Here is a 24,164-nt window from a genome sequence, read left to right as displayed (position 1 = left end):
CCTCCCCCGATCAGCCGATCCGCTCGCGGCGGCCGAGAATGCCCTGCGGCCGGACGAGGAGCACGATGATGAGTACGGCGAGTGCGCCCACGCTCTTGAGCTCCGGCGGCACCCACAGGGTCGAGACCTGGATGAACAGGCCGACCACGAGCGAGCCCACCAGAGCGCCGAAGGCGGTGCCGAGCCCGCCCAGCGTCACGCCGGCGAAGATGAGCAGCAGGACGTCCTGGCCCATCGTGTACTTCAGGTTCTGGGAGAGGCCGAGCATGACGCCGGCCAGCGCGGCGATGGCGCCGCCGAACGTCCAGATGATCCTGATGACCCGGTCGACGTTGATGCCGGACGAGGCCGCCAGCGCGGGGTTGTCGGCCACGGCGCGGGCCGCCTTGCCGGTGCGGGTGCGCAGCAGCGCGATGCCGACGATGATCAGGACCGCCAGCTCGATGCCCATGGCCACGAAGTTCTTGGGGGCGGCCGAGATGGGGCCGAACTCGACGCCGGGCTGGGCGGTGTACTGGGCGTAGGCCTCGGTCTGGCCGCCGAAGAAGATCAGGAACACGTACCGGAGGAAGAGCGCCACGCCGATCGAGATGATCATCATGGCGATCGTGCCGGTGCCGCGCCTGCGCAGTTGCCCCCAGAACAGGCGGTCCTGGAGGTAGCCGAGGACTCCGGCGACGATGACGGCGATCACCGCTGCCGGGATGAGATGCAGCCCGAAGCCTATGTTGAAGGCGTAGGCGAGGATGGCGCCGAGCGTGACCAGCTCGCCGTGGGCGAAGTTGGTCAGGCCGGTGGTGCCGTAGATGAGCGACAGGCCAAGCGCGGCCAGGGCGATGATCAGGCCGAGGTTCAGGCCCTCGAACGTGAGCTGCGCCGCCTGCGCCCAGAACGTGCTGGTCTCACCGCCGCCCTGCTGCTGGTTCGCGGCGCCCTTGGGCTGCAGGGCGTACAGGACCGTGGAGCAGTTGCCCTCGTAGACCGTCGGCGTGCGGATGTTGTTGCCACCCCGCACCTCGGCGTTCTGCGGAAGGCTGGCGGGGTCCAGTGTGACCTTGTACTTGCCCGGCTTGTCGACCTGTACGTCCCAGGTGCCTTCCGCGTTTGTCGTGACCGTCTCGACGGGTTGTCCGCCTTCTGTGGTCACAGCGAGTTTGGCGCCGTTCACTGGCTGGCCTTGGAGTTTGAGTGTTCCCCTCAATCCCTGGCAGTCGGCGGGGCCCGCGTGGGCGGGCCCGGCCAGCAGGAAGATGAGTCCACCCAGGAAGGCCGTGAACGCGATCACGGCTCTGCGCAATGGTGCTCCCTCAAAGTAGGTCAAGGCGGGGTTGTGCCCCTCCATCTCGACACGCGCGCATCGCAGGCACAACTGGGATGCAATGGCGGGAGCTTATTCCGGCAGCGCCCGGTTCAGTATCGTTCGTCACCAATTAGTGACATGTGTGTGTCACTGATGTGAGGAATCAACAAGCCTGGTCAGGGCCTAAATGAGGCGAGACGCCTGGCGCTGCGGCGGAACGAATCGGTAACGATCAGTGTAAAACGTGGACGAGCCCGCGGGGGCGGCCTTTGGGGCCATGTAGGGATCCCCTTGACGTTCGCGAGAGCACCCTCGCAGACGTGGGGCCGAACACGTTTTCTACTGGGCCTCCCCGCGGGCTCTGATGCGACCACGGTAGCGACCCGCGGGGGGCATGCGCAAAGGGTCGGCGAAAGTAACGGACGCGACGTAAGCGTTATCGGTCGCGCAACATGCAGGTGAGACGCGAGGTGCAGACGCGACGGCCCTGCTCATCGGTGATCTCGATGTCGTACGTCGCCAAAGTGCGGCCGCCGTGCAACCGTGTCGCGACCCCGGTGACGTATCCGGAGGTGGCCGAGCGGTGGTGGGTGGCGTTCAGCTCGATGCCCACGGCGATGCGCTCGGGACCGGCGTGGACCGCCGCCCCCACCGAGCCCAGCGTCTCGGCGAGCACGGCCGAGGCCCCGCCGTGCAGCAGCCCGTACGGCTGCGTGTTGCCCTCGACCGGCATGCGGCCCACGACCCGCTCGGCCGTGACCTCCAGGAACTGGATGCCCATCCTGTCGGCGAGGGTGCCCTCGTGCAGGTCGCCGAATATCGAGACATCCAAGGGATTGGTCTGCGTCAAAGTGCCGCCTCCACTCTTCCGAGCTCGGGTTTTCTGTCGGAGACGCAGACTAGGCTGCGTACGTGCCGAAGAGTGAAGTGACCCCCAGCCGCCCGTGCCTGCTGCTGCTTGACGGGCATTCCCTGGCCTACCGCGCGTTCTACGCGCTCAAGGACGCCAACCTGATGACCACCGACGGTCAGCACACCGAGGCGGTCTACGGGTTCACCTCGATGCTGACCAACATCCTGCGCGATGAGCAGCCCACGCACGTCGCGGTGGCCTTCGACCGGTCGGAGCCGACGTTCCGCCACGAGGAGTACGCCGAGTACAAGGCCAACAGGAGCGAGACCCCGGAAGACTTCCGCGGTCAGATGCAGCTCATCTTCGAGCTGCTCGACACGCTGCGCATCCCGCGCATGTCCAAGGCGGGCTTCGAGGCCGACGACCTCATCGCCACCCTGGCCACCCGCGCCGCCGGGCAGGGCATGAACGTCCTGATCGTCACCGGCGACCGCGACGCGCTGCAACTGGTCGACGAGCACGTCACCGTCCTGATGACGCGGCGCGGCATCAGCGACATGACCCGGTTCACGCCGGAGGCGGTGGAGGAGAAGTACGGCCTCACCCCCGCCCAGTACCCCGACTTCGCCGCTCTGCGCGGCGACCCCAGCGACAACCTCCTGAGCATCCCCAGCGTGGGGGAGAAGACCGCCGCCAAGTGGGTGCGCGAGTTCGGCTCCCTGACCGCGCTGGTCGACCGCGTCGACGAGGTCAAGGGCAAGGTCGGCGACAAGCTGCGCGAGCACGTCGCCCAGGTCCTGATGAACCGCCGGCTCACCGAGCTGCTGCGCGACGTGCCGATCGACGTCGAGCTGGGCGACCTCCAGCAGGGCGCCTGGGAGCGCGAGGAGATCAACAAGCTGTTCGACACCCTGCAGATCCGCGGCGAGCTGCGCGAGCGGGTGTTCAAGGTGCTCGGCACCGGCGAGCAGGAGCCCGAGCAGGGCTTCGAGGTCGAGACCGTGCTGCTCGGCCCCGACCGGGTCGCCGGCTGGCTGTCCGCGCTGCCCGAGGGCCGCGCCGGGCTCGCCTTCAAGGGCTCCTACGGCAGCGGCACCGGCCGCATCGACGCGATCGCGGTCGCCTCGCCCGACGGCACCGCCGCCTACATCGACCCCGTCAAGCTCACCGAGGGCGACGAGGCGGCCCTGCGGGCCTGGCTGGGCGACGACGCCAAGCCCAAGGCCGTGCACGACGCCAAGGGGCCCATCCTGGCCCTCTGGGCGCAGGGCATGGAGCTGCGCGGCCTGAGCTGCGACACGGCGCTGGCCGCCTACCTCGCCATGCCGGGCCAGCGCACCTTCGCCCTGGAAGACCTGGCCAGGCGCTACCTGTACCGCGACCTGCGGGCCGAGGAGGAGCCCAACGGCCAGGCCGCGCTGTTCGGCGACGACGAGGACGCCCCGGCCAAGGACCTCGCGCTGCGCGCCCACGCCGTGCGCGAGCTGGCCGAGGCCCTGGAGACGTTCCTGGCCGGGCGCGGCGGCACCCAGCTCCTGGCCGACGTGGAGCTGCCGCTGCTGTCGGTGCTGGCCGAGCTGGAGCGGGCGGGCATCGCCGTCGACGCCGAGTACTTCGCCGGTCTGGAGGCCGAGTTCGGCGCCGCGGTCAAGCACGCCGTCGAGGAGGCCCACCGCGCGGTCGGCGAGCAGTTCAACCTGGGCTCGCCCAAGCAGCTCCAGGAGATCCTGTTCACCCGGCTCAACCTGCCCAAGACCAAGAAGATCAAGACCGGCTACAGCACCGACGCCGACCAGCTCGCCTGGCTCGCCACCCAGACCGAGCACGAGCTGCCCACGATCATGCTGCGCCACCGCGACCAGCAGAAGCTGCGCACCACGGTGGAGGGCCTGATCAAGGAGATCTCCGACGACGGGCGCATCCACACCACGTTCAACCAGATCATCGCCGCCACCGGCCGGCTGTCGTCGGAGAAGCCCAACCTGCAGAACATCCCGATCCGCACCGCCGAGGGCCGCCGCATCCGGCAGGGATTCACGGTCGGCGAGGGCTACGAGACGCTGCTGACCGCCGACTACAGCCAGATCGAGCTGCGCATCATGGCGCACCTGTCGGGCGACGAGTCGCTGATCGAGGCGTTCGAGTCGGGGCACGACTTCCACCAGGCCACCGCGGCCAGGGTCTTCGACCTGCCGCCCGAGCAGATCGACGGCGAGCTGCGGGCCCGGATCAAGGCGATGAACTACGGCCTGGCCTACGGCCTGTCCGACTTCGGGCTGTCCGGCCAGCTCAACATCCCGGTGTCGGAGGCGCGGGCGTTGAAGGAGGAGTACTTCCAGGAGTTCGGCGGCGTGCGCGACTTCCTCAACGCCATCGTCTCCCAGGCCCGCACCGACGGCTACACCGAGACGATCATGGGCCGTCGCCGCTACCTGCCCGACCTCACCAGCGACAACCGCCAGCGCCGGGAGATGGCCGAGCGCATGGCGCTCAACGCCCCCATCCAGGGCTCGGCCGCCGACATCATCAAGGTGGCCATGCTCCACGTGCACCAGGCGCTGCGCGAGGAGGGGCTGGCCTCGCGGATGTTGCTGCAGGTCCACGACGAGCTGGTGTTCGAGGTGGCCACGGGCGAGCTGGAGCGGCTCACGCAGCTCGTGTGCGACCAGATGAACGCCGCCTACCACCTGCGGGTGCCGCTGGAGGTCTCCGTGGGCGTGGGCCGCACCTGGGAGGACGCGGGGCACTGACCGAGGGCCGCCGAGGCGGCGCGGAAGCGCCGCTTCTGCCCCGGATTCTCCACTAACCTGGGGAAACCGTCTTCACCGAGCGGCCGGGGGTTTCGTGCGGATACCAGGGTCCCTTCCGCGGATCATCGGCGTCGCGAACATCGCCGTGATCACGGTGGCCGTCGTCGGCCTGAGCCTCCTGCCGGGCGAGCCGCGGCCCCCGGTCAGACCGAAGGAGGCCGTCAAGGCCGGGCAGAGCCCCGCGCCGGCCGGATCCTCCGCCCCGTCGCCCGCTCCGTCCACCAGCCCGGTCGGGCAGCCGCCCGGGGTGGTGGCCACGCCGGAGTTCGCCCGGCAGGTGCGCGCCAACGAGGCGGGGCTGGTGCCCGTCCTGATGTACCACCGCATCCTGGCCAAGCGGCACGCCTCGCTCGACCGCACGCCCGACCAGCTCAGGAAGGAGCTGGAGAAGCTGGCAGAGCAGGGGTACGTGCCGATCACCGCCAGGGAGTTCGCCGCCGGGGACATCCGGGTGCCGGCGGGGAAGCATCCCGTCGTGCTCACCTTCGACGACGGGCACCCCAGCCACTTCGGGCTCGACGCGAACGGCGCCCCGCTGCCCGGCACGGCCGTGGCCGTGATCCAGGAGGTGGCCGGCCGCCATCCGGGCTTCCGGCCCGTGGCCACGTTCTGGGTCAACAGGGAGCCGTTCGGGCTGCGTGACAGGGCCTCGCAGCAGGCCGCCGTGCGGTGGCTGGTCGATCACGGCTACGAGGTCGCCAACCACACCTGGGGCCACCCCAATCTGAGGACGCTCAGGCACAAGAAGGTCAGCGAGCAGATCGTCAGGGTCGAGCGCCTGCTCAAGAAGCTCGGCGCGCCGCCGTCGCAGACGATGGCCCTGCCGTACGGGTCGATGCCCCGGCCCGGGAAGGCCGCGCGGAGCGGATCATGGGACGGCACGCGGTATGATTTCGCGGGCGTGTTCCTCGCGGGAGCCGAGCCATCGCTTTCGCCCTACGCGAAAAAGTTCGACCGCGGGGCGATCCAGCGGATCCAGAGCAACGGCAAGAAGGGCGAGTGCCGCAAATGGTGCTCGCAGTACTGGCTGGAATGGCTGGACAAGCACCCTGATGAGCGCTATGTGAGCGACGGCGATCCGGAGCGCATCTCCATCCCGGAGGCACTACGGGGTAATATCGTCGCCAAGCGAGGGCTCGAGGTCATCGCCTACTGACGTCCTCCCGGATTGACCCAGTGGCGAAGGTCTCATATGCTGATCGCTGCGCTGTGGGCTCGCGCGCGCCTCAGACGGAGCGGGCTCGCGCTCGGTCACGTCGATGTCGTAATTCCTCGGCTTGATGCGGAAGAGGGCCTGCCGCGCATCCGCCACATCGACATCCTGTCCGCGTTCGGAGCAATTCCACACATGACGTCCAGCACTGAGGCCACCTCGAGCACCCCGCAGGTAGCGGTCAACGACATCGGGTCCGAGGAAGCCTTCCTCGCGGCGATCGACGAGACCATCAAGTACTTCAACGACGGCGACATCGTCGAGGGCACCGTCGTCAAGGTCGATCGAGACGAGGTTCTTCTCGATATCGGCTACAAGACCGAGGGTGTCATCCCCTCGCGTGAGCTTTCGATCAAGCACGATGTCGATCCTGCTGACGTCGTGGAGGTCGGGGAGCACGTCGAAGCCCTGGTTCTCCAGAAGGAGGACAAGGAAGGGCGCCTGATCCTGTCCAAGAAGCGGGCTCAGTACGAGCGCGCCTGGGGCACGATCGAGAAGATCAAGGACGAGGACGGCATCGTCACCGGCACCGTCATCGAGGTCGTCAAGGGTGGTCTCATCCTCGACATCGGCCTGCGAGGCTTCCTGCCCGCGTCCCTGGTCGAGATGCGCCGTGTCCGCGATCTGCAGCCGTACGTCGGCCGCGAGCTCGAGGCGAAGATCATCGAGCTCGACAAGAACCGCAACAACGTGGTTCTGTCGCGCCGCGCCTGGCTCGAGCAGACGCAGTCGGAGGTCCGCCAGACCTTCCTCAACACCCTCCAGAAGGGTCAGGTCCGCAAGGGCGTCGTCTCCTCGATCGTCAACTTCGGTGCGTTCGTGGACCTCGGCGGCGTCGACGGTCTGGTCCACGTGTCCGAGCTGTCCTGGAAGCACATCGACCACCCGTCCGAGGTGGTCGAGGTCGGCCAGGAGGTCACGGTCGAGGTCCTCGACGTCGACATGGAGCGCGAGCGCGTCTCCCTGTCGCTCAAGGCCACGCAGGAAGACCCGTGGCAGCAGTTCGCCCGCACCCACCAGATCGGCCAGGTCGTGCCGGGCCGCGTCACCAAGCTGGTGCCGTTCGGCGCGTTCGTCCGGGTCGAGGAGGGCATCGAGGGCCTGGTCCACATCTCCGAGCTGGCCGAGCGCCACGTGGAGATCCCGGAGCAGGTCGTCCAGGTCGGCGACGAGATCTTCGTGAAGATCATCGACATCGACCTCGACCGTCGCCGCATCAGCCTCTCGCTGAAGCAGGCCAACGAGGGCGTCGGGACCGAGGTCGAGTTCGACCCGACCCTGTACGGCATGGCGGCCACCTACGACGACCAGGGCAACTACATCTACCCCGAGGGTTTCGACCCCGAGACGGGCGAGTGGCTCGAGGGCTTCGACAAGCAGCGCGAGGAGTGGGAGCGGCAGTACGCCGAGGCCCAGCAGCGCTTCGAGGCCCACAGGAAGCAGATCGAGGAGGCCCGCAAGGCCGAGGCGGAGGCCGGCGAGGCCGCTCCCTCGACCTACCAGGGCGAGACGCCGGCCCAGGCCGGCAGCTCCTCGTCGGCTCCGGCCAGCGGCGCGCTCGCCTCTGACGAGGCGCTCGCGGCTCTGCGCGAGAAGCTCGCGGGCGGCCAGAGCTGAGGTCCTGCTTGAGGACTTCGGCCGCCTGAGGCACAGGTAGTCGCGAAGGCCCCGCACGGTTCGCCGTGCGGGGCCTTTCGCTTGCCCGGGAAAGGGCTGGGATCTTTCGCTTGTCCGGGGAGCGGGCCGCACCTGTCCGGGAACACGCCCGGAGGGCCGGGCCTTCACCTGTCCGGGAACGGGATAACGCGGAACGATCCTTGCCGCATTGCCGTCTACGTTCAGGGGCATGGACGAGATCAAGCCTTTCCGCATCGACATTCCGCAGGCCGACCTGGACGACCTGCGAGCACGGCTGCGGCGGACCCGATGGGCCGCGCAACTGCCCGGAGGGTGGAGCAGGGGCGTGCCCGTGCGCTACGTGCGCGAGCTGGCCGAGTACTGGGCCGGCGGGTTCGACTGGCGGGCCCAGGAGTCCAAACTCAACGCCTTCCCGCAGTTCACCACCGTCATCGACGGGCAGCCCATCCACTTCCTGCACGCGCGCTCGCCCGAGCCGGACGCCCTGCCGCTGATCATGACGCACAGCTGGCCCAGCTCCGTGGCCGAGTTCCTGGAGGTGATCGGCCCGCTCACCGACCCGCGCCGGCACGGGCTCGACCCCGATGCCGCCTTCCACGTCGTGGCCCCGTCGCTGCCCGGGTTCGCGTTCTCGCCGTTCCCCGAGCCCGCCGACGAGCGGCCGTGGAGCGTCGAGCGGGTCGCGCGGACGTGGGCCGAGCTCATGCGCGGGCTCGGGTACGAGCGGTACGGCGCGCACGGCAACGACGCCGGCGCGCTCGTCACCCCCCAACTGGCCGCGCTGGACAGCGAGCACGTGGTGGGCTCGCTGATCACCGCCGGGCTCGGCATCCCCACGGGCCGGCCGGGCGAGCTCGACGGGCTCGGCGAGAGGGAGCTGGCCGAGCTGGAGGAGCTGACCGCCTGGACGAGCGGGGGCAGCGGGTACGGGCCCTACCTGGCGGCCCGGCCGCAGACCCTCGCGTACGGGTTCGCCGACTCGCCGGTGGCGCAGCTCGCGTACCTGGTGGAGCGGTTCAAGGAGTTCGACGGGTGGGGGACGGGCAAGGAGCCCGTGGAGCGGGACCTGGTGCTCACCAACGCCAGCCTGTACTGGCTGACGCAGACGGGCGGCTCGTCCTCCTGGACGTACTACGAAGGCGCCGCCGGGCTGCCGATCTCCCAGCGGGCCGTGCCCACCGGGGTCACGCACGGCGGGCCGGAGGTGATGCGGCGGATCGCCGAGCGTGGCAACGACATCGTGTACTGGGGGCAGGCGCACAGCCCCAGCCACATGGTCGGCATGGCGGCGCCCGACACGCTGGTGACGGGCATACGGGACTTTTTCCGGATGATTCGCTGAGGCCGCCGGAAATTTTACCCAAGGCTCTTTGCAACCCCCTGACCTGCGAGATCACGCGCTGGGAAACTGAGCGGCGGCGCTGGTGGTCGCGACTCTCCCAGGGGTGACGCAGTGGGCATGGTTCAGCGGATGGTCCGGGCGACGGCCGTGCTGGCGACAGCCGTCGCCGCCTGTCTCCCGGCCACCCCCGCACCCTCCGCGGCCGCCCCGCCCGCCGGGCCGGTGTGGCAGGGGTGCGGCGACGGGCTGGAGTGCGCGAAGCTGTCCGTGCCCGTCGACTGGGCCAGGCCGCGCGGGCCGCGCACGGAGATCGACCTGGCCAGGATGCCCGCCCGCGACCCCCGCGGCGGCCTCGGCCCGCTGGTCGTCAGCACCGGCTCCGAGTCCACCGTCCAGGGCGTGCGGGCGCGGCCCGACGGCGTGAGCGAGCTGGCGCGCTGGTTCGACGTGGTGTTCGTCGAGTCGCGCGGGATCGGTGATCGGGGGAGCGCCGCCACCGTACGGTGCTCCGTGCCGCAGCCCGACCCCCGCCGCCTCCAGCTCACCCCTGGACCGGCCGCGTGGCGCGCCCACGCCCGCGACAACGCCGCCTACGACCGCAGCTGCCGGATCGCCGCCGGGCCCGCCTACGCGGGCCTCACGTCCTGGCAGGTGGCCCACGACCTCGACGCCGTACGCGCCGCGCTCGGGCAGCCGCGGCTGCGCTACTTCGGCAACGCCTACGGGGCCGTGTACGGACAGGCGTACCTGAAGCTGTTCCCGCGGCGCGTGGAGCGGATGTACCTGGAAGGGGTGCCCGACCACGGCGAGCCCGGCGTGGGGCGGCGGCTGATCGCGCACGCGCGGGCGGCCGAGCGGCAGCTCGCCTCCTTCCGCGCCTGGTGCGCGGGGCGGCTGGGCTGCCCCCTCGGGGGTGACGACGCCGTGGAGGTGCTCGACGGCCTGCTCGGACGGGCGCCCCTGCCCGCCGCCTCCGGCCGCCCGGTGGACGAACGCGAGATCGTGGCCGCCGTGCTCGCCGGGCTCGTCTCGCAGCGCTGGCCCGAGCTGGCCCGCGCCCTGTCGGCGGCCGAGGCGGGCGACGCGAGCGCACTGGCGGCGATGGCGGCGCCCGGGCAGCCCGTGGCGCCCGCGACGGTGACGCGGTCGCTGCACTGCCACGACTTCATGCCCGCAGTGCCCGGGTACCGGCGGTTCCTGGCGATGGAGTCGCGCCTGCGGTCGATCGCGCCGCGGGTCGGCTGGCTGACCGGCCGGTACGAGGTCGGCCGCTGCCTGGGCATCGCCGGCCGCCCGAGCCGGCCCCCCTCCGCGGCCGGCGGCGACCCGGCGGCCGGGGTGCGGGCACGCAAGGCCCCGTCCGTGCTGGTCGCGATCGGGCGGCTGGACCTCGAGAGCCCCGCCTCCGGCGCCGCGCGGGCGGCCGGCCGCATCCCCGGGGCCGCGGTGCTCTGGCACGGCGACGGGCACGGCGCGTACCTGCTGCAGGGCACCGCCAAGCTGCGCGCCACCTGCCTGCGCTCGCGCGTGCACGACTTCCTGGTCAACGGCACCCCGCCCCGGGCCCGTACACGCTGCCCGGGGGAGCTGACCGCCGTGAGATAGGCTGCCGCAGGTGGTGATCGAACGAGCGGAGCCCGCGGACGCGGGCGAGCTCCTCACTCTGCAGCGCGCGGCGTACCTCAGCGAGGCCCAGCTCTACGGCGACCCGTACATCCCGCCCCTCGTCGAGTCGCTGGAGCAGGTGCGCAAGGTCATCGAGGGCGCGCTCGTGCTCAAGGCGCTCGACGGCACGCGGATCGTCGGCGCCGTACGCGGCCAGATGTCCGGCACCACCTGCCTGGTGGGCCGCCTCGTCGTCGCCCCCGACCGGCAGGGTCAGGGCCTGGGCACGGCCCTGCTGGGCGCCCTGCACGAGGAGCTGCCAGAGGCCGAGGCGTTCGACCTGTTCACGGGCCACCTGTCGGAGGGGAACCTGCGGCTCTACCGCCGTCTGGGCTACCGGGAGACGAGCCGCGAGCGGATGGACGATCACCTGACGGTGGTGTACCTGCGCAGGACGCCAGATCGATCCCCTCCTCCGCGATGATCACGGCGCGGCCCAGGTCGTCGTCCACCCAGTTCCACGCCCACCGCCACTCCGAGCCCGCCGGATGCTCGGCGTTCAGCCGGTCGAGCACGGCCTGCAGCCCGGCGGCGGGCACCACGATCTGGTGCCGGCCCCGCCAGGGCACGTGCTCGGGCGCGTCCAGCGGCGGCACCCGCACCCCGTGGCGCCGCAGCGCCGCCAGCACCTGCGCCGGCGACACCCCGAACGGGTGCAGCGGCGTCGCCCCCCGCTCCACCTCGGCGTCGTGGGCCAGCGCGATCAGCCAGTGCTCCGGCGACGGCGCCCGCTCGCCCTCGGCCAGGGCCAGGCCGGTCGCGATGCCGGACAGCCGGTGGAAGGCCGGATTGGCGAACCCGCCGCCCCGGTGGTGCCCGGGCCGCCCGTGACGGGGCAGGAGCTCCAGGGCGCGCTCGCGGTCGAGCCCGGCCTCGTTCAGCACCCGGGCGGCGAGCGAGTCGCCGCCCAGCAGGGCGAGCACCACGTGCCACGGCCCCACCCAGTCGTCTCCGGCGGCCGCCGCCTGCTCGTGGGCGGCCCGTACGATCCAGCTCACCATGCTCTGATGATGCACCTTGGAATAGGCTGCTGGGGTGCTGAAGATCGGACTGACCGGCGGCATCGGCTCCGGCAAGAGCGAGGTGGCCAAGCGGCTGTCGGCCGCGGGCGCCATGGTGATCGACGCCGACAGGATCGCGCGTGAGGTGGTGGAGCCGGGCACACCCGGCCTGGCGCGGGTGACGGCCACGTTCGGGGAGGAGGTGCTGCGGCCGGACGGCTCGCTCAACAGGGAGAAGCTGGGCTCGCTGGTGTTCGCCGACTCCGAGAGGCTGGCGGCGCTGAACGCGATCGTGCACCCCCTCGTGGGGGAGCGGGTGGCGGAGCTGCAGCGCGCCGCCGCCGACGACACGATCCTGGTCTACGACGTGCCGCTGCTGGTGGAGAACAACCTGGCCCCCATGTACGACGTCGTCATCGTCGTCGACGCCCCCGACGACCTGCGCATCAGGCGGCTGGCCGAGCACCGCGGCATGCCGGAGGCCGACGCCAAGGCACGCATCGCCGCCCAGGCGAGCCGCGAGGAGCGGCTGGCGGCGGCCGACTTCGTCATCCCCAACGACGGCTCGCTGGAGGAGCTGGACGCGCGGGTGGCGCAGGTCTGGCAGGAGCTGCTCGGGCGCGCCGCCCGCGGCTGAGCCGGCGGGTTGACGGCCTGACCGGGATCCGTGACGATCGGAAAGCTCGCCCGGCAGGATCACCGGAAGGAACGCCCATGCCGCGTCCCTGGCGTGCCGCCCTGGCCGCTCTGACCGTCGCCATGACCGTGCTCGTCCCGGCCGGAGAGGCGGGCGCGGCGGCGCAGTCGTTCCGCAACCCGGTGAACCCGTCCGCCGACCCCAGCCTCATCCACCACGACGGCAGCTACTACGTGGCCACCACGCGCGGCGACCGGATCGGCATCTGGCGCTCGCCCAGCCTCGCCACCCTGCTGGCCGCGCCCGAGCAGGTGGTCTGGCGCGACAGCGACCCCACCCGCAACCGGCAGATGTGGGCGCCCGCGTTCCGGCATGTCGGCTCCCGCTGGTACCTCTACTACACGGCCTCCGACGGCGTGGACGCCAACCACCGGATGTACGTCCTGGAGTCGGCGGGCGACGACCCGATGGGCCCGTACACGTTCAAGGCCAGGATCGCCGACTTCGGCGAGTACGCCATCGACGGCGAGCCGATCACCCACAACGGGCAGTCCTACTTCCTGTGGAGCGGCCCCGGCCGCGGCCTGGGCGGCCCCGCCCAGCTCTACATCGCCAGGATGAGCAACCCGTGGACGGTCACCGGCGGCCGGGTCGCGATCCCGGCGGACGGCGGCTGCACCGAGGTGCGCGAGGGCCCCACCCCGCTCCATCGCAACGGCAGGACGTTCCTCACCTACTCCACCTGCGACACCGGCAAGCCGGACTACCAGCTCTGGATGAAGAGCATCGCGGACGGCGCCGACCCCATGGTGGCGGCGAACTGGAAGCAGCACCCCGGCCCGGTGTTCTCCCGCAACGACGCGACCGGCGTGTGGGGCCCCGGCCACCACTCGTTCTTCCGCTCGCCCGACGGCACCGAGGACTGGATCGCCTACCACGGCAAGAACACCGGCACCTACACCTACGACTTCCGCACCACCCGGGTGCAGCGGTTCAGCTGGAACGCCGACGGCACCCCGAGCTTCGGCCGCCCCCTGGCCGCCGGCGCCACCCAGCAGCTCCCGTCCGGTGATCCCGGCGCCGCCACCTCGGTGATCAACGACTTCGACGCGCAGGTCACGTACGCGGGGACGTGGCAGTCCGGCTCCGGCTGCGGCAACCAGTGCTTCTGGAGCGACGACCACTGGAGCGGCCAGGCCGGCGCGACCGCTACCGTCACCTTCACCGGCAGCCGCGTGGCCCTGCTCAGCGTGCGCGACCGGGGCAACGGCATCGCCGCCGTCTCCATCGACGGCGGCCCCGAGCAGCGCGTCGACTACTACAGCGGCATCCGGGTGGGAGAGCAGCTCAACTACCTGAGCCCCGTCCTGCCGCGCGGGCAGCACACGCTGCGCGTGCGGGTGACGGGCGAGCGCAACCCCGCCTCCGGCAGCACGGTGATCAGCATGGACCGGATCGAGGTGTTCTAGAAGGGCGAGTCGAGCGGCACCTGCCGCACCTCCGGCAGGTACGGCTCCAGCTCGCCCGGCTCGAACCGCGACAGCCCTGCCACGTGCCAGAACTGCCCGCCGGGCTCGCCCTCCGCCTTGTACCGCCCGTCAGGCGCCATCGCCGCCCACCCCTCGGGCAGCCCGAGCAGGGTCGCCCGCCGCTCGCCGCCCGCCCAGAGGATCACCAGGCCGTCGTCGCCCGCGCTGGCCAGGAGGTCCCCGGCGGGGCTGAAGGCCACCGACCAGACCCTGCGCGCGTGCCCGGCCAGCGTGTGCAGGAGCTGCCCGGTGGCGGTCTCCCAGACGCGCACCAGCGCGTCGTCGCCGCAGGTCGCCAGCCGCTCGCCAGAGGCGTCGAACGCCAGGCTCCACAACCTTCCGTCGTGGGGGCCGAGCGTGCGCACCAGGCGGCCGGGGTGCCGCTCCCACACCAGGGCCAGGCCGTCGTCGCCGGCGCCGGCCAGGTGGCGGCCGTCCGGGGAGAAGGCGACGGAGCAGACCCGGTCGTGGTGTCCCTCCAGCCTGGCCACCAGGAGGCCGGTGCCCGCCTCCCACACGCGGACCCCGTGGTCGTCACAGCCGGTGGCCACGAACGCGCCGTCGGGACTGAACGCGATCGAGCGCACCCGCCCCCGGTGGCCCGCCAGCTCGCCCACCGGCCGCCCGGTCGGCCGGTGCCAGATGCGCACGCTGTCGTCGTCGGCGATGGCCAGCAGGCTGCCGTCGGGGCTGAACGCCTGCGCCCACACGTGCTCGGTCCCGGCGTTCAGCTCGCGCTCGTGCTCGCCGGTGGCGGCGTTCCAGAAGTGCACGCCGCCGTCGTCGCCCGCGGTGGCCAGGACGGGCCCGGCGGGGGAGAAGGAGGCCGAGAGCAGCCGCCCGTGCGAGCCGGTGAGCTCGCGCAGCCGCCGCCCGGTGCGCGGCTCCCACACCCGCACGACGCCGTCGTTGCCGCTGGTCGCCAGCATCGTCCCGTCGGCGCTGAACCGGACGGAGGAGACGCGCCGCCCGTGGCCGCGCAGCACCCGCTGGCACCGGCCGCTCTCCGCGTCCCACAGCCGCACGGTGCCGTCGTCGCCGGTGGTGGCGAGCTGCTGCCCGCCGGGGCTGAACGCGAACGGCCAGACCGAGCCGCGGTGCCCCGTCAGCTCGGCCCGGCGGCCCGAGCCGAGCCGCTGCAACCGGATGACGCCCTCGGCGTCGCCGCTGGCCAGGACCTGCCCGTCGGGGCCGAACGCCACCTGCTGGACCGCCGCGGCGTGGGTGGTGTGCACGCCTCGGGCCCCGCCGGAGGTCTCCCACACCCGTACGCTGCCGGCCGTGTCGCCGGTGGCCAGCAGCGAGCCGTCGGGCGAGAACGCCACGCAGCGGACGCCGCCCGCGTGCCCGGTCAGCTCGTGGGCGAGCTCCCACGTGCGGGTGTCCCACAGCCTGACCGTGCCCGCCCCGTCGCCGGTGGCCAGCAGGCGGCCGTCCGGGCTGTGCAGGGCGCGGCAACCGCCGCCGTGGTGCTCGCCGAGCGCCGTCTCCTCCGCCCGTCTGGAGCCGAGCGCCGTCTCCTCCGCCCGTCTGGAGCCGAGCGCCGTCTCCTCCGCCCGTCTGGAGCCGAGCGCCGTCTCCCTCGCCTGCCCGGAGCCGAGGTTCCAGACGCGCACCACGCCCGCCGAGTCGCCGGTCACCAGCGTCTGGCCGCCGAAGGATGCGCTGCGGACCGGCGCCGCGTGCCCGGCCAGCTCGTGCGCGAGCCGCCCGGTGGCCGTCTCCCACACGCGGACGACGCCGTCGCCGCCGCCCGCCGCGACCAGCTCGCCGGAGGCGTCCAGCCGCAGCGGCCAGACGCCGTCCGGATGGCACTCCAGCCGGTGCAGCGGCTCGCCGCTCAGGGCGTCCCACAGCCGCACGACGCCGTCACCGGCCGCCGTCGCCAGCAGGCCGCCGGCGAACGTGACCGCGTACACGCGGCCCCGGTGACCTCGCAGCGTGCGCACCGGCGCGCCGCCGGCGCACAGCAGCACGCCGCCGTCCGCGTCGCCGACCGCGACCGTGGCCCCGTCGGGGCTGTAGGCGATCGGCTCGGGCAGAGGGCCGGTCCGCACGCGGTAGCCGTACGGGACGCCGATGACGGGCGGCGCGAACTGCGCCTCGACCGGCTGCCCCGGCACCACGGCGGCGCCGGGCAGGCGCGGTGGCGCGCCGGTCACGTCGATCAGCGCGGCCCGGTGCCAGCGGGCGCCCTCGATCTCGGCGCCGCTCAGGTCCACCCGCGTCAGCCGCGCCCCCGACAGGTCGGCGCCGCGCAGGTCGGCTCCGGTGAGCAGGGCGCCGTCGAGCCGCGCGCCGATCAGCCTGGCGTCGCGCAGCGCGGCCCGGGACAGGTCCGTGCCGGACAGCGTGGCCCCCGACAGGTCGGCGCCGGTGAGATCGACCCCGCTCAGGTCCCTGCCCGACAGGTCCTCGCCCCTCAGCCCGGCCCCGCGCAGGTCCGCGCTCGCGGGCGTGCGCAGCCTGGCGGAGATCTTGACCGCGTTCGCCCTGGACACCTCGCCGGGAGGCGGGCTCTCAGCCCACGCCCGCAGGGCCCGCACGTCGGCCAGGTCGCACAGGAACTCCACGGTCAGCGCCGACAGCGGCCGGCGCGCCAGCAGCACCGGCCCGTCCAGCACCGGCCCGTCCAGCACCGGCCCGTCCCACACCGGCCCGTCCAGCACCGGTCCGTCCGATGCCCGGCGGTTGAGCGCCGGTCCGTTGAGCGCCGTGGCGATGTGCCGGGCGACCAGCCACTCCATCACCGAGGAGTGGATGAACCCGAACCGGCCCTCCTCGGTACGCACCAGCAGGCTGCCCGAGCCCATGCGGAACGCGGCGTGCGCGGCCGTGAGCCGCCCGCCGGCCAGGCCGGTCAGCGTCTGGCCGATCTCGGTCAGCTCGTCGAGGGCCAGCAGCGCCTCGCCGGACTCCCACAGCCGCACCGCCAGCGCCGTCACCGCCTGCCACAGGTCCTCGGCGGTCAGGCTCGCGGGCGAGCCGGGGGTCCTGGCCCGCCGCTCCTCGAAGGCCAGCCACGAGGTGAGGATCTCCTCGTACAGCAGGGCGGGGCCGAGCACGCGGCGGGCCCCGGCGACCGTGCGCAGGCGGTCGGCGCCGAGGTCGGCGATGAAGCCGAGCATGCGCGGGTTCTGCGCCAGCGCCGGCAGGTCCTCGATCTCCTCCATCAGCGCCATGCGGGCGCCGGCCTCCTCGCCGCCGCCGAACCGGTTGGCCAGGTAGGCGCGGATCTGGCCGGGCGTGAAGTCCTCGACGCTGAGCACCCGGCGCTGCGGCAGCACCCCGACCATCTCGCCGAGCGAGGTGAGCACCTGACTGTGCGAGGTGAAGTGCTGGGTGCGGCCGGCGACCACGATCTTGGCCTTGTCCTCGGCCGCCGCCAGCAGGGTGGCGAGGTGGTCGGCCGCCCGGTCGTAGGTCAGCCGCGTCACCAGCTCGTCGAACCCGTCGAACAGCAGCACGATCCGCCCCTGCCGCAGCAGGTAGCGGAACGCCTTGAGGTCGATGACCTCCTCGCCGTGGCCCGCCAGGTGCGCCGCCACCAGCTCGTCCACCGAGTGCGCCTTGTCCAGGTCGCGCAGCTCGATGAGGATCGGCGTCAGGTGCGGCAGCTCGGTCGGGACGCGCCGGGCCAGCTCGCGCAGCGCGAACGTCTTGCCGTGGCCGAAGCCGCCCAGCAGCAGCACGAAGCGGCCGTGGTCGGCGGCCAGCAGCCGCATCAGCTCGTCGGTCAGGCCGTGCCGCACCTGGCCGCCGGGGCGGTCGAGCTCGCGGTAGCGCTGCGGGACGTACAGGGCGGGCGGATAGCGCCGGTCGGAGGTCAGCCCGGCGGTCTGCTCCGCGACGTAACCGCTCAGATCGAGCAGCCCCTGGAACTCGGTGAAGCTGCGCAGCCGCACGCCCACGCGCATCAGGTCGTCGCGCAGCGAGCGCGGCGCCGGCGGCCCCTGGTAGACCAGCTCGGCGGCCAGGCCGACGGCGTGCGCCAGCCGGACGAACCCGGCCGCGGCGTCCTCGTCCAGCGCGCCCGCGTGCGCGCCGATCATCGTCTGGCGGACGAACCCGTCCTCGGCCTGGGTGACGACCAGATGCGTGGCGAACCTGCGGATCTTCACCCGCTCGTGCCTGGCCTCGCACACCTCGGTGACCCGGTCGAGCAGCAGCTCCACCGGGCTCGGCCCGTGCTCCTCCTCCTCGGCGGCGGGCGGCAGCGCGGGCGGGCTCTGCCCGGTGAACGGGGCCTGCGCGGCCCGCCATCGGCCGCGCACCGGCTCGGGAGGCTCCTGGCCGGGCGTCCATGTGCGCAGCCCGCCGGGGCCGATCTCCACGAGCCGGTGCCGCCCCGGCTCCGGCGCGCCGGCGCGCCCCTCGGCGGCCTGCCCGGTGCCGCCGTGCAGGAGCAGGTTGAGCCGGTGGCCCAGCAGCCGCTCGAACGCCGGCGCGTCCCTCAACTCCTCCGGCGGATGCCCCATCGCGCCCAGGCGCAGCCACCCGAGCTCCTCGTAGGGCCGCAGCCGCTCGGCGAACCAGGCCGCCTGCGCCTCACCGATCATCGCGTACGCGTCGCGCTCCAGATGGCTCATCGCCATCGTCGAGTTCAGCCCCGCCACGACCACCCTCAGATCGGGCACCTCGAACAGCGTCCACGGCTGCCCGGCGTCGAACACCCGGTCGTCCAGCCCCTGGTAGACCTCGCCGAACAGGGTGGCGAAGTGGCGCCACTTGGGCCAGTAGGGCGGCTGCGGGCGCACGTCGTCGGCCTCGCAGGTCAGGAAGTACGCGCCGGCCGCGGCCCTGGTGACGTCGCGCGGGCCCGGCAGCAGCACCAGGCGGTGCGGCTCCAGGCCGAGCAGCAGCCGCAGGCCGGTCACGAACCGGGTCGCCTGCGCGAACTGCCCGAGGCCGCCGGAGTCGGTCAGGTCGCCGCTGACGACCACCAGGTCGGGGCGGGGCATGCCGCGGTCGTACAGGGCGGTCAGGTCGGCCCAGATGCGGGCCTGCAGGTCCTCGGGCGTGAGCGGGTCGCCGGGGCCGGGCAGCGCCCGGCCGAACCGGGGGCCGCCGACGTGCAGCACGCTGATCGACTCCCGCCCCCACCTCTCGCCGGGCACGGCCGGGAACGCGGGCGGCCTGACCAGCGTGCGCCGGGCCCTGGCCCGTTCGGCGGGCGGCGGCAGGGCCGACGGGAGCGGCGGGACCACCGAGCCGTCGGGGAAGGCGGGCGCGGCCTCCGGCTTGGCCCGGCCCGCCAGCGCCTCCCTCACCCGGCCCAGCAGCAGCCCTCTGGCCTGGGCCGGGTCGGTGACGCCGGCCAGGTCCACCCAGATGAGCGTGGACAGCAGGCCCTCCACCTCGACGTCCTGCAGCCGGACCGTGACCAGCCGGGCCGACGGGTTGTCGGGCTCGCTGCGCAGCGCCGCCTGCCACTCCAGCCGGCCGTACCGCGAGGACAGGTAGTTCGTCGAGAGCAGCGCCACGACGAGCCGGGACTCGCTGACGCCGCGGTCCATGAAATCGATGAAGTTCGTGCCCGGGACGAAATCCCAGATCTGGATCATGGTCCGGTAGCCGGCGGCCTCCAGCTCCCACGCGATCCACGCAGCCCATGCCTCGTCGGCCGGTGAATAGCTGATGAAGATGTCCACCGGCCTGCCGTCCCGCGCCATCTGCTCAGTATTACGGAAATCGGCGGCGAACATATCCGCGTTCGGCTCCGCGTGCTATTTCTTGATTGTCTTGCCGCCGCGGCAAGGATTCCGTGGAGGTCGCGCATGCAGGGCAAGAGGGTGCTCAATTGGCTGGGCTCCAACGCGGAGGCGCTGATCGCCCTGCTGATCGCCGTGGTGGCGGGCGTCCTGGGCATCATGGGCGTCGCTCCGGCGCAGCTCATCGACGCGGCGACATTGCTCACCATCGCCGCTCTGGCACTGGCGTTGCTGCGCGACCGGTGGCGTACCGATGCCGAGCCGCGGGCGCGCGAAGCGCTCATGAAGGCCGAGTCGGCGTTACATGAATTTCCTTCGCACGTGTCCCGGATCAACACTCTGGAATCGGTCATCGGGGATACGCGGATCGCCTTGGGAGAGGCTTCGATGGTCCGCATTCTGGTCGGCCAGGAGATCGACCGGGCGCTGTCCGAAACCCGGTCCAACGCCCGTGAATGGCATTTCAAGGGCGGCACCGCGACGTTCGTCCGGGCGGTCGTGATTCCCGAGTGCGTACGCAACGCCCGGCGCAACCGCCGGGTCCTGAGCATGCGGCTGGAGGTCCTCGACCCCAGGAACGAGAAGTTGTGCGAGCGGTACGCCAACTACTTCCGCCGGATCGTGGACGATCCCAACGAGGACGAGCAGTCGTGGACCGGCGAGGGCACCCAGCTCGAGATCTTCGCCACGATCCTGGCGGCCTGCTGGTGGAAGCAGCGGTACCCGCCGCTGGAGATCCACGTCGCGCTGTCCGCGCACATGAGCATCTTCAGGTGGGACATGACGCAGGACTGCCTGATCGTCACCGAACGGGGCCCCCGGTTCCCCGCCATGATGTTCAAGGAAGGGCGCTTCTACTACGACTACTGGCGCAACGAACTGCGCGAGAGTTTCGCCCAGGCGTTCCCGCTGGCGTTGCATCTCGCGCCGCAGCTGAGCGATGAGCCTACGGTGGAGGAGACGCGCGAGTTGTTCAGCCGGCTGGGGGTCGATCTGCCCGATGCGTATTCGGACGAGCACGTCGGAGAAGTCATCAAGCAGGCCATCCGCGCCGCGAATCCCTATGCTTGACGGGCACGGCGCCGCCGTCGCGCTCCGGCGCGGGCACGGAGTCGTGGCGGCCCGATGGTGCGGGCAGGTCCTGTCCGGGATCCTGCGCTGCGGCGGGGACCTGCGCGCGGTACGCCATCCGCTGGAGTTCGTCTGCGTCCCCCTGCACCGGGCGCGCGGCGGCGCCGGGGTGTGCCTGCACGTGTGGGAGGGGGAGGAGGACGTCGTCAACCCCGTCGTGCACTCGCACAGCTGGGACCTTCACAGCCACGTCCTCGCGGGCACCGTGCTGAACGAGCGCATCGCCGTCTCCCCTCGCCCGGAGCACGGCCAATGGCAGGTCTACCAGGTGAAGGTCGGTGACGAGGCGGACGAGATCGCGCCCGCCGGCGGCCTGGTGGGCCACGTGACGACGGCACTGGACACGATCCGCCGCGGGGAGCAGTACCACCTGCCCGCCGGGGCGTACCACCGCAACGGGCATCGGGGAGCGGCGGCCACCGTCGTCCTCGGCGTCCCCCGTCCAGGCGTGCGCGACACCGTGCTGGGCCCGCCGGGGCAGCCGCCGAGGTCGGAGCGCCGGGAGGTGCTGTCCCGGCAGGCGGCCCTGCGCGCGCTGGAGCCGATGCTCGCGGCGATCGAAAGGGCGGGCGACGCCCCGGCCTGAGACCGGCGATCACGGTTCCCGCACATCTGTTGACGCTCCGTCCGCTCTTTGAGATCCTGCGGCGGGGCACGACGAGAACGGGGGGGAATTGAACGGTTCTTCCATTCCCGGATGGCTGCGCCGGATGACCCGGGCGCAATTGGCGTGGGCGGTCGTCGGGCTGGCCGTCCTCGTGCTCGTGGCAATCATCGCCAGGGGAAACCTGGAGGAGATCTACAAGCAGCAACCGGATTTCGTGCTGGGCTCGTTACTCGCCATCGTCGGTTTCTGCTTCGCCAAGGCGTTCACGCGCACCGCGGTCAACTCCGCCCTGGAGATGATTCGCGGGGACCGCAGCGTGGAAGTCGCCGGCGAAATGGACAAACAGTTCGCCCGGCGCCTGCACGACCGCAACGTGCATTCCGACCTGGCTCTGGCCAAAAGAAATGTGGTGGCCGCCGCCCGGCGCTCCGCCGAATTCTACGACCTCCAGTCGAAGGACCCCCGGTTCTACATCAACGCCCCTCTGATGCGGGTGATTCTCGACGACCTCGACGAGGCCCTGGCGAGCATCATGAACCTCGAACGCGCCGTGGAGAGCCCGGACGCCCAGAGCGCGTTCGTCCTGCCCGTCGACGTGCGCTCCGAGCTGGGTGACGTGCTGCGCGACGTGCGCGAGGCGGTCCAGCGCAGGAACGAGACCTACGAGGCCCTCGTCGCGCAGTTCGAGCGCGCGCCCGCCGACGATCTGTGGGGCGCCTTCGCCGTCCTGTCCTCCGACACCCTCAAGGCGCTGCGCGACCTGGAGGCGCTGATGGCCAAGTGCCTCGTCCAGCCGCCCGACGGGCGCCTCACCGCCCTGGCCGGCTACATCGCGGCGGCGCTGCGGCGCGCCCACGAGGTCGACAACCTGATCAGCACCAAAGCCCTGGCTCGCCCGGCGGCGATGGCGACGCTGATCGAGGATCTCGCCCACGCCCAGGACAAGCTGGCCCGCATCGACCTGGGGCCACGCCTGACCATCGGCGGCAAGGCCCTGACAGGTTGACCCCACGGACACGGGGCCCCGCCGGGCAGGCTCACGCGGCGGCGGGTTCCAGCCTGTACGCCTCGGCGACCGCCTTCAGCGCCCAGCCCATCCGCCGGGCGTACGCGTCGGGGTGATCGCCGGCCTCCTGGGCCACGTACGCCGCACACCAGGACGGGTCGCCGCCGCACGCGCACAGCCGCTCGGTCACGGCCTCGCGGATCCGGAACGGGGACGGCGCGTCGGACGGCTGAACGGCGGTGACGAAGAGCACCTGCGCCAGCTCGATCGTGGTCATCATGTCGGGCTCCTCTCCGCGGTGGTGCCGTTCTCCGGCACCCTCTGAGTAGACGTCGAACGGCGGCCGAACTCATCGACAAAGGACACACAACATCTGTGGATTTCTCCTCACCGGAGGGGGAGCCCCGCCGCGGCAGCGCCTCGCGGGCGAGACCGGCGACGTCGCGGTCGGCGTAGGACCCGGGCAGGGGCATCCCGATCCGCTCGAACAGCTCCCGCGCCTCCACGACGGTGGGCTCGTGCCGAGCGGCGCCTTCCCGGCGGCCTCCAGCGCGAGCTGCCGCTTGTCCCTGCGGGCGGCGGCCACACCCGGGCAGCGTGACCGCGCGCGGGTAGGCGCTGGCTCCGCCCCTGAAGCTCCACCGGGAGGCGCCCTCGCGGGCCTCGGCGTAGGAGCGGGCGATCTGGCCGCTGCCCGGCACCCTGACGAGTTGCACGGAGCCGAGCGCCTTGAGGGTGCTGCGAGCCAGGGCCTCGACCTCCTCCAGGCGGGCGCGCCGCGATCCGCCGATCAATCCAGTCCCCGGGGTCATGGTGACGACCGCGCCGGGCGGCCCGCCGGCGTACGGAATCGTCCCCCGGCCCTGGCGCAGGACGCCGCAATATTGCCTCGCGCCCGGATCGGGAGCGCTTCTAGGATCGGAGGGCATGATCATCGATCCCGCTGTCATGGGCTACTACGAGCGCGGAGGCGAGCTGACGCGCCTGCGGCAGGGCCGGGGCCGCCTGGAGTACTGGCGCACGCGTGACGTGCTGCGCCGCGTCCTGCCGCCGGCGCCCGCGCGGGTGCTGGACGTGGGCGGCGGCACGGGCGCGCACGCCGAGTGGCTGGCCGCCGAGGGGTACGACGTCGAGCTGGTCGACCCGGTGCCGATGCACGTCGAGGAGGCGGGGAAGCTGCCCGGGGTGCGCGCCCGCCTCGGCGACGCCCGCGCGCTGCCGGTCCCCGGCGGCGAGGCCGACGCCGTCCTGCTGCTCGGCCCTCTCTACCACCTGCCCGACCGCGCCGACCGCGTGCGGGCCCTGGCCGAGGCCCGCCGCGCCGTCCGGCCCGGCGGCGTGGTGGCCGCGGCCGTCATCAGCCGGTACGCGGCCCTGCACGACAGCGTCTACCTCGGCGGGCTCCTGCTGGAGGAGCGCCGGAAGGTCGAGTACGGCACCCTGGAGACAGGCGTGATCATCTCGGGCAGGGAGGGCGGCTTCCGCGGCTACGGGCACCACCCCGACGAGATCCTCGGGGAGTTCACCGACGCCGGCCTGCCCGAGCCGCGCCGCTACGGCGTGGAGGGCGCCTTCTGGCTCTACGGTGACGTCAACGACTGGCTGGACGACGAAGGGCGGCGCGAGCTGCTGCTCGACGCCGCCCGCCGCCTGGAGTGCGAGCCGTCGCTGCTCGGCGTCAGCGGCCACCTGCTCGCCGTGTCGCCCGCCTGACGGCCCGG

General features: G+C 72.3%; 16 protein-coding genes and 1 pseudogene. 12 read left to right on the top strand and 5 right to left on the bottom strand.

All coding sequences use genetic code 11. The features are described from left to right. Positions 1-10: 10 nt before the first annotated feature. Both HD597_RS31625 and HD597_RS31620 read right to left on the bottom strand, forming a co-directional pair. Entirely contained in the window at positions 11-1,147 is a 1,137-nt protein-coding gene (locus tag HD597_RS31625) for a branched-chain amino acid ABC transporter permease (RefSeq protein ID WP_253746810.1), read from the bottom strand. Positions 1,148-1,736: 589 nt separating this feature from the next. After that, positions 1,737-2,081, bottom strand: a complete 345-nt coding sequence (locus HD597_RS31620) for a PaaI family thioesterase (RefSeq protein WP_253759558.1) — start codon at positions 2,079-2,081, stop codon at positions 1,737-1,739. 131 nt (positions 2,082-2,212) lie between these two features. Between HD597_RS31620 and polA the strand changes: the two genes are divergently transcribed. The 6 genes from polA (at position 2,213) to HD597_RS31590 (ending at position 11,245) form a co-directional block, all read left to right on the top strand. Beyond that, complete coding sequence (gene polA / locus HD597_RS31615) at positions 2,213-4,903, top strand: DNA polymerase I (protein ID WP_253746808.1); 2,691 nt, start codon at positions 2,213-2,215, stop codon at positions 4,901-4,903. Positions 4,904-4,997: 94 nt separating this feature from the next. After that, entirely contained in the window at positions 4,998-6,119 is a 1,122-nt protein-coding gene (locus HD597_RS31610) for a polysaccharide deacetylase family protein (protein WP_253746807.1), read from the top strand. Positions 6,120-6,311: 192 nt separating this feature from the next. Beyond that, positions 6,312-7,793 carry a 30S ribosomal protein S1 gene (gene rpsA / locus HD597_RS31605; RefSeq protein ID WP_253746805.1) on the top strand — a complete coding sequence of 494 codons (1,482 nt, stop codon included), beginning with the start codon at positions 6,312-6,314 and terminating at the stop codon, positions 7,791-7,793. Positions 7,794-8,022: 229 nt separating this feature from the next. After that, positions 8,023-9,156: an epoxide hydrolase family protein gene (locus tag HD597_RS31600; protein WP_253746803.1), complete on the top strand. Its 1,134-nt coding sequence runs from the start codon at positions 8,023-8,025 to the stop codon at positions 9,154-9,156. 129 nt (positions 9,157-9,285) lie between these two features. After that, on the top strand, positions 9,286-10,761 hold the full coding sequence (locus tag HD597_RS31595; RefSeq protein ID WP_253746801.1) for an alpha/beta hydrolase: 1,476 nt from the start codon (positions 9,286-9,288) through the stop codon (positions 10,759-10,761). 13 nt (positions 10,762-10,774) lie between these two features. Then, on the top strand, positions 10,775-11,245 hold the full coding sequence (locus HD597_RS31590; RefSeq protein ID WP_253759556.1) for a GNAT family N-acetyltransferase: 471 nt from the start codon (positions 10,775-10,777) through the stop codon (positions 11,243-11,245). A 268-nt stretch (positions 11,246-11,513) separates the two neighbouring features. Here HD597_RS31590 and HD597_RS67345 read toward each other — a convergent pair. Beyond that, positions 11,514-11,822 (bottom strand): annotated as a pseudogene (locus tag HD597_RS67345) (Clp protease N-terminal domain-containing protein); the annotation flags it as partial. Positions 11,823-11,856: 34 nt separating this feature from the next. Between HD597_RS67345 and coaE the strand changes: the two are divergent. Beyond that, entirely contained in the window at positions 11,857-12,459 is a 603-nt protein-coding gene (gene coaE, locus HD597_RS31580) for a dephospho-CoA kinase (RefSeq protein ID WP_253746800.1), read from the top strand. Between the two features lie 77 nt (positions 12,460-12,536). Beyond that, entirely contained in the window at positions 12,537-13,928 is a 1,392-nt protein-coding gene (locus HD597_RS31575) for a glycoside hydrolase family 43 protein (RefSeq protein ID WP_253746794.1), read from the top strand. Here HD597_RS31575 and HD597_RS31570 read toward each other — a convergent pair. After that, positions 13,925-19,660, bottom strand: coding sequence for a WD40 domain-containing protein (locus tag HD597_RS31570; RefSeq protein WP_253746792.1), 5,736 nt, complete (start codon positions 19,658-19,660; stop codon positions 13,925-13,927). The two genes, HD597_RS31575 and HD597_RS31570, sit on opposite strands and share 4 nt — an antisense overlap. A gap of 105 nt (positions 19,661-19,765) precedes the next feature. On the opposite strand from HD597_RS31570, the gene HD597_RS31565 reads away from it, so the two are divergent. The 3 genes from HD597_RS31565 to HD597_RS31555 all read left to right on the top strand — a co-directional run bounded on the left by HD597_RS31565 (position 19,766) and on the right by HD597_RS31555 (position 22,443). Next, the gene (locus HD597_RS31565; protein ID WP_253746784.1) at positions 19,766-20,770 is read left to right on the top strand and encodes a hypothetical protein; all 1,005 of its coding nucleotides are present in this window, start codon (positions 19,766-19,768) and stop codon (positions 20,768-20,770) included. Further along, on the top strand, positions 20,763-21,416 hold the full coding sequence (locus tag HD597_RS31560) for a hypothetical protein (protein WP_253746782.1): 654 nt from the start codon (positions 20,763-20,765) through the stop codon (positions 21,414-21,416). Before HD597_RS31565 ends, HD597_RS31560 begins: the two co-directional genes overlap by 8 nt. A gap of 88 nt (positions 21,417-21,504) precedes the next feature. Beyond that, a complete protein-coding gene (locus HD597_RS31555; protein WP_253746780.1) occupies positions 21,505-22,443 on the top strand; it encodes a hypothetical protein in 939 nt (312 codons plus the stop codon). 31 nt (positions 22,444-22,474) lie between these two features. Here the strand turns inward: HD597_RS31555 and HD597_RS31550 are convergent, their stop codons facing one another. Continuing rightward, positions 22,475-22,723 carry a hypothetical protein gene (locus HD597_RS31550; RefSeq protein WP_253746774.1) on the bottom strand — a complete coding sequence of 83 codons (249 nt, stop codon included), beginning with the start codon at positions 22,721-22,723 and terminating at the stop codon, positions 22,475-22,477. Positions 22,724-23,370: 647 nt separating this feature from the next. Between HD597_RS31550 and HD597_RS31545 the strand changes: the two genes are divergently transcribed. Then, the gene (locus tag HD597_RS31545) at positions 23,371-24,156 is read left to right on the top strand and encodes a class I SAM-dependent methyltransferase (RefSeq protein WP_253746766.1); all 786 of its coding nucleotides are present in this window, start codon (positions 23,371-23,373) and stop codon (positions 24,154-24,156) included. The last annotated feature ends 8 nt before the right edge of the window (positions 24,157-24,164 follow it).

This window comes from Nonomuraea thailandensis (assembly GCF_024172165.1).
Taxonomy (GTDB): domain Bacteria; phylum Actinomycetota; class Actinomycetes; order Streptosporangiales; family Streptosporangiaceae; genus Nonomuraea; species Nonomuraea thailandensis.
The sequence above is the reverse complement of the archived record's forward strand: the minus strand, read 5'-3'. Positions and strand labels throughout refer to the sequence as shown.

Excerpts from the sequence above, each read along its gene's own strand:
- HD597_RS31570 (WP_253746792.1), bottom strand. The coding sequence starts at position 19,660 with ATGGCGCGGGACGGCAGGCCGGTGGACATCTTCATCAGCTATTCACCG.
- HD597_RS31545 (WP_253746766.1), top strand. The coding sequence starts at position 23,371 with ATGATCATCGATCCCGCTGTCATGGGCTACTACGAGCGCGGAGGCGAG.
- HD597_RS31620 (WP_253759558.1), bottom strand. The coding sequence starts at position 2,081 with ATGGGCATCCAGTTCCTGGAGGTCACGGCCGAGCGGGTCGTGGGCCGC.
- HD597_RS31595 (WP_253746801.1), top strand. The coding sequence starts at position 9,286 with ATGGTCCGGGCGACGGCCGTGCTGGCGACAGCCGTCGCCGCCTGTCTC.
- rpsA (WP_253746805.1), top strand. The coding sequence starts at position 6,312 with ATGACGTCCAGCACTGAGGCCACCTCGAGCACCCCGCAGGTAGCGGTC.
- HD597_RS31565 (WP_253746784.1), top strand. The coding sequence starts at position 19,766 with ATGCAGGGCAAGAGGGTGCTCAATTGGCTGGGCTCCAACGCGGAGGCG.
- HD597_RS31575 (WP_253746794.1), top strand. The coding sequence starts at position 12,537 with ATGCCGCGTCCCTGGCGTGCCGCCCTGGCCGCTCTGACCGTCGCCATG.
- HD597_RS31550 (WP_253746774.1), bottom strand. The coding sequence starts at position 22,723 with ATGATGACCACGATCGAGCTGGCGCAGGTGCTCTTCGTCACCGCCGTT.
- HD597_RS31600 (WP_253746803.1), top strand. The coding sequence starts at position 8,023 with ATGGACGAGATCAAGCCTTTCCGCATCGACATTCCGCAGGCCGACCTG.
- HD597_RS31560 (WP_253746782.1), top strand. The coding sequence starts at position 20,763 with ATGCTTGACGGGCACGGCGCCGCCGTCGCGCTCCGGCGCGGGCACGGA.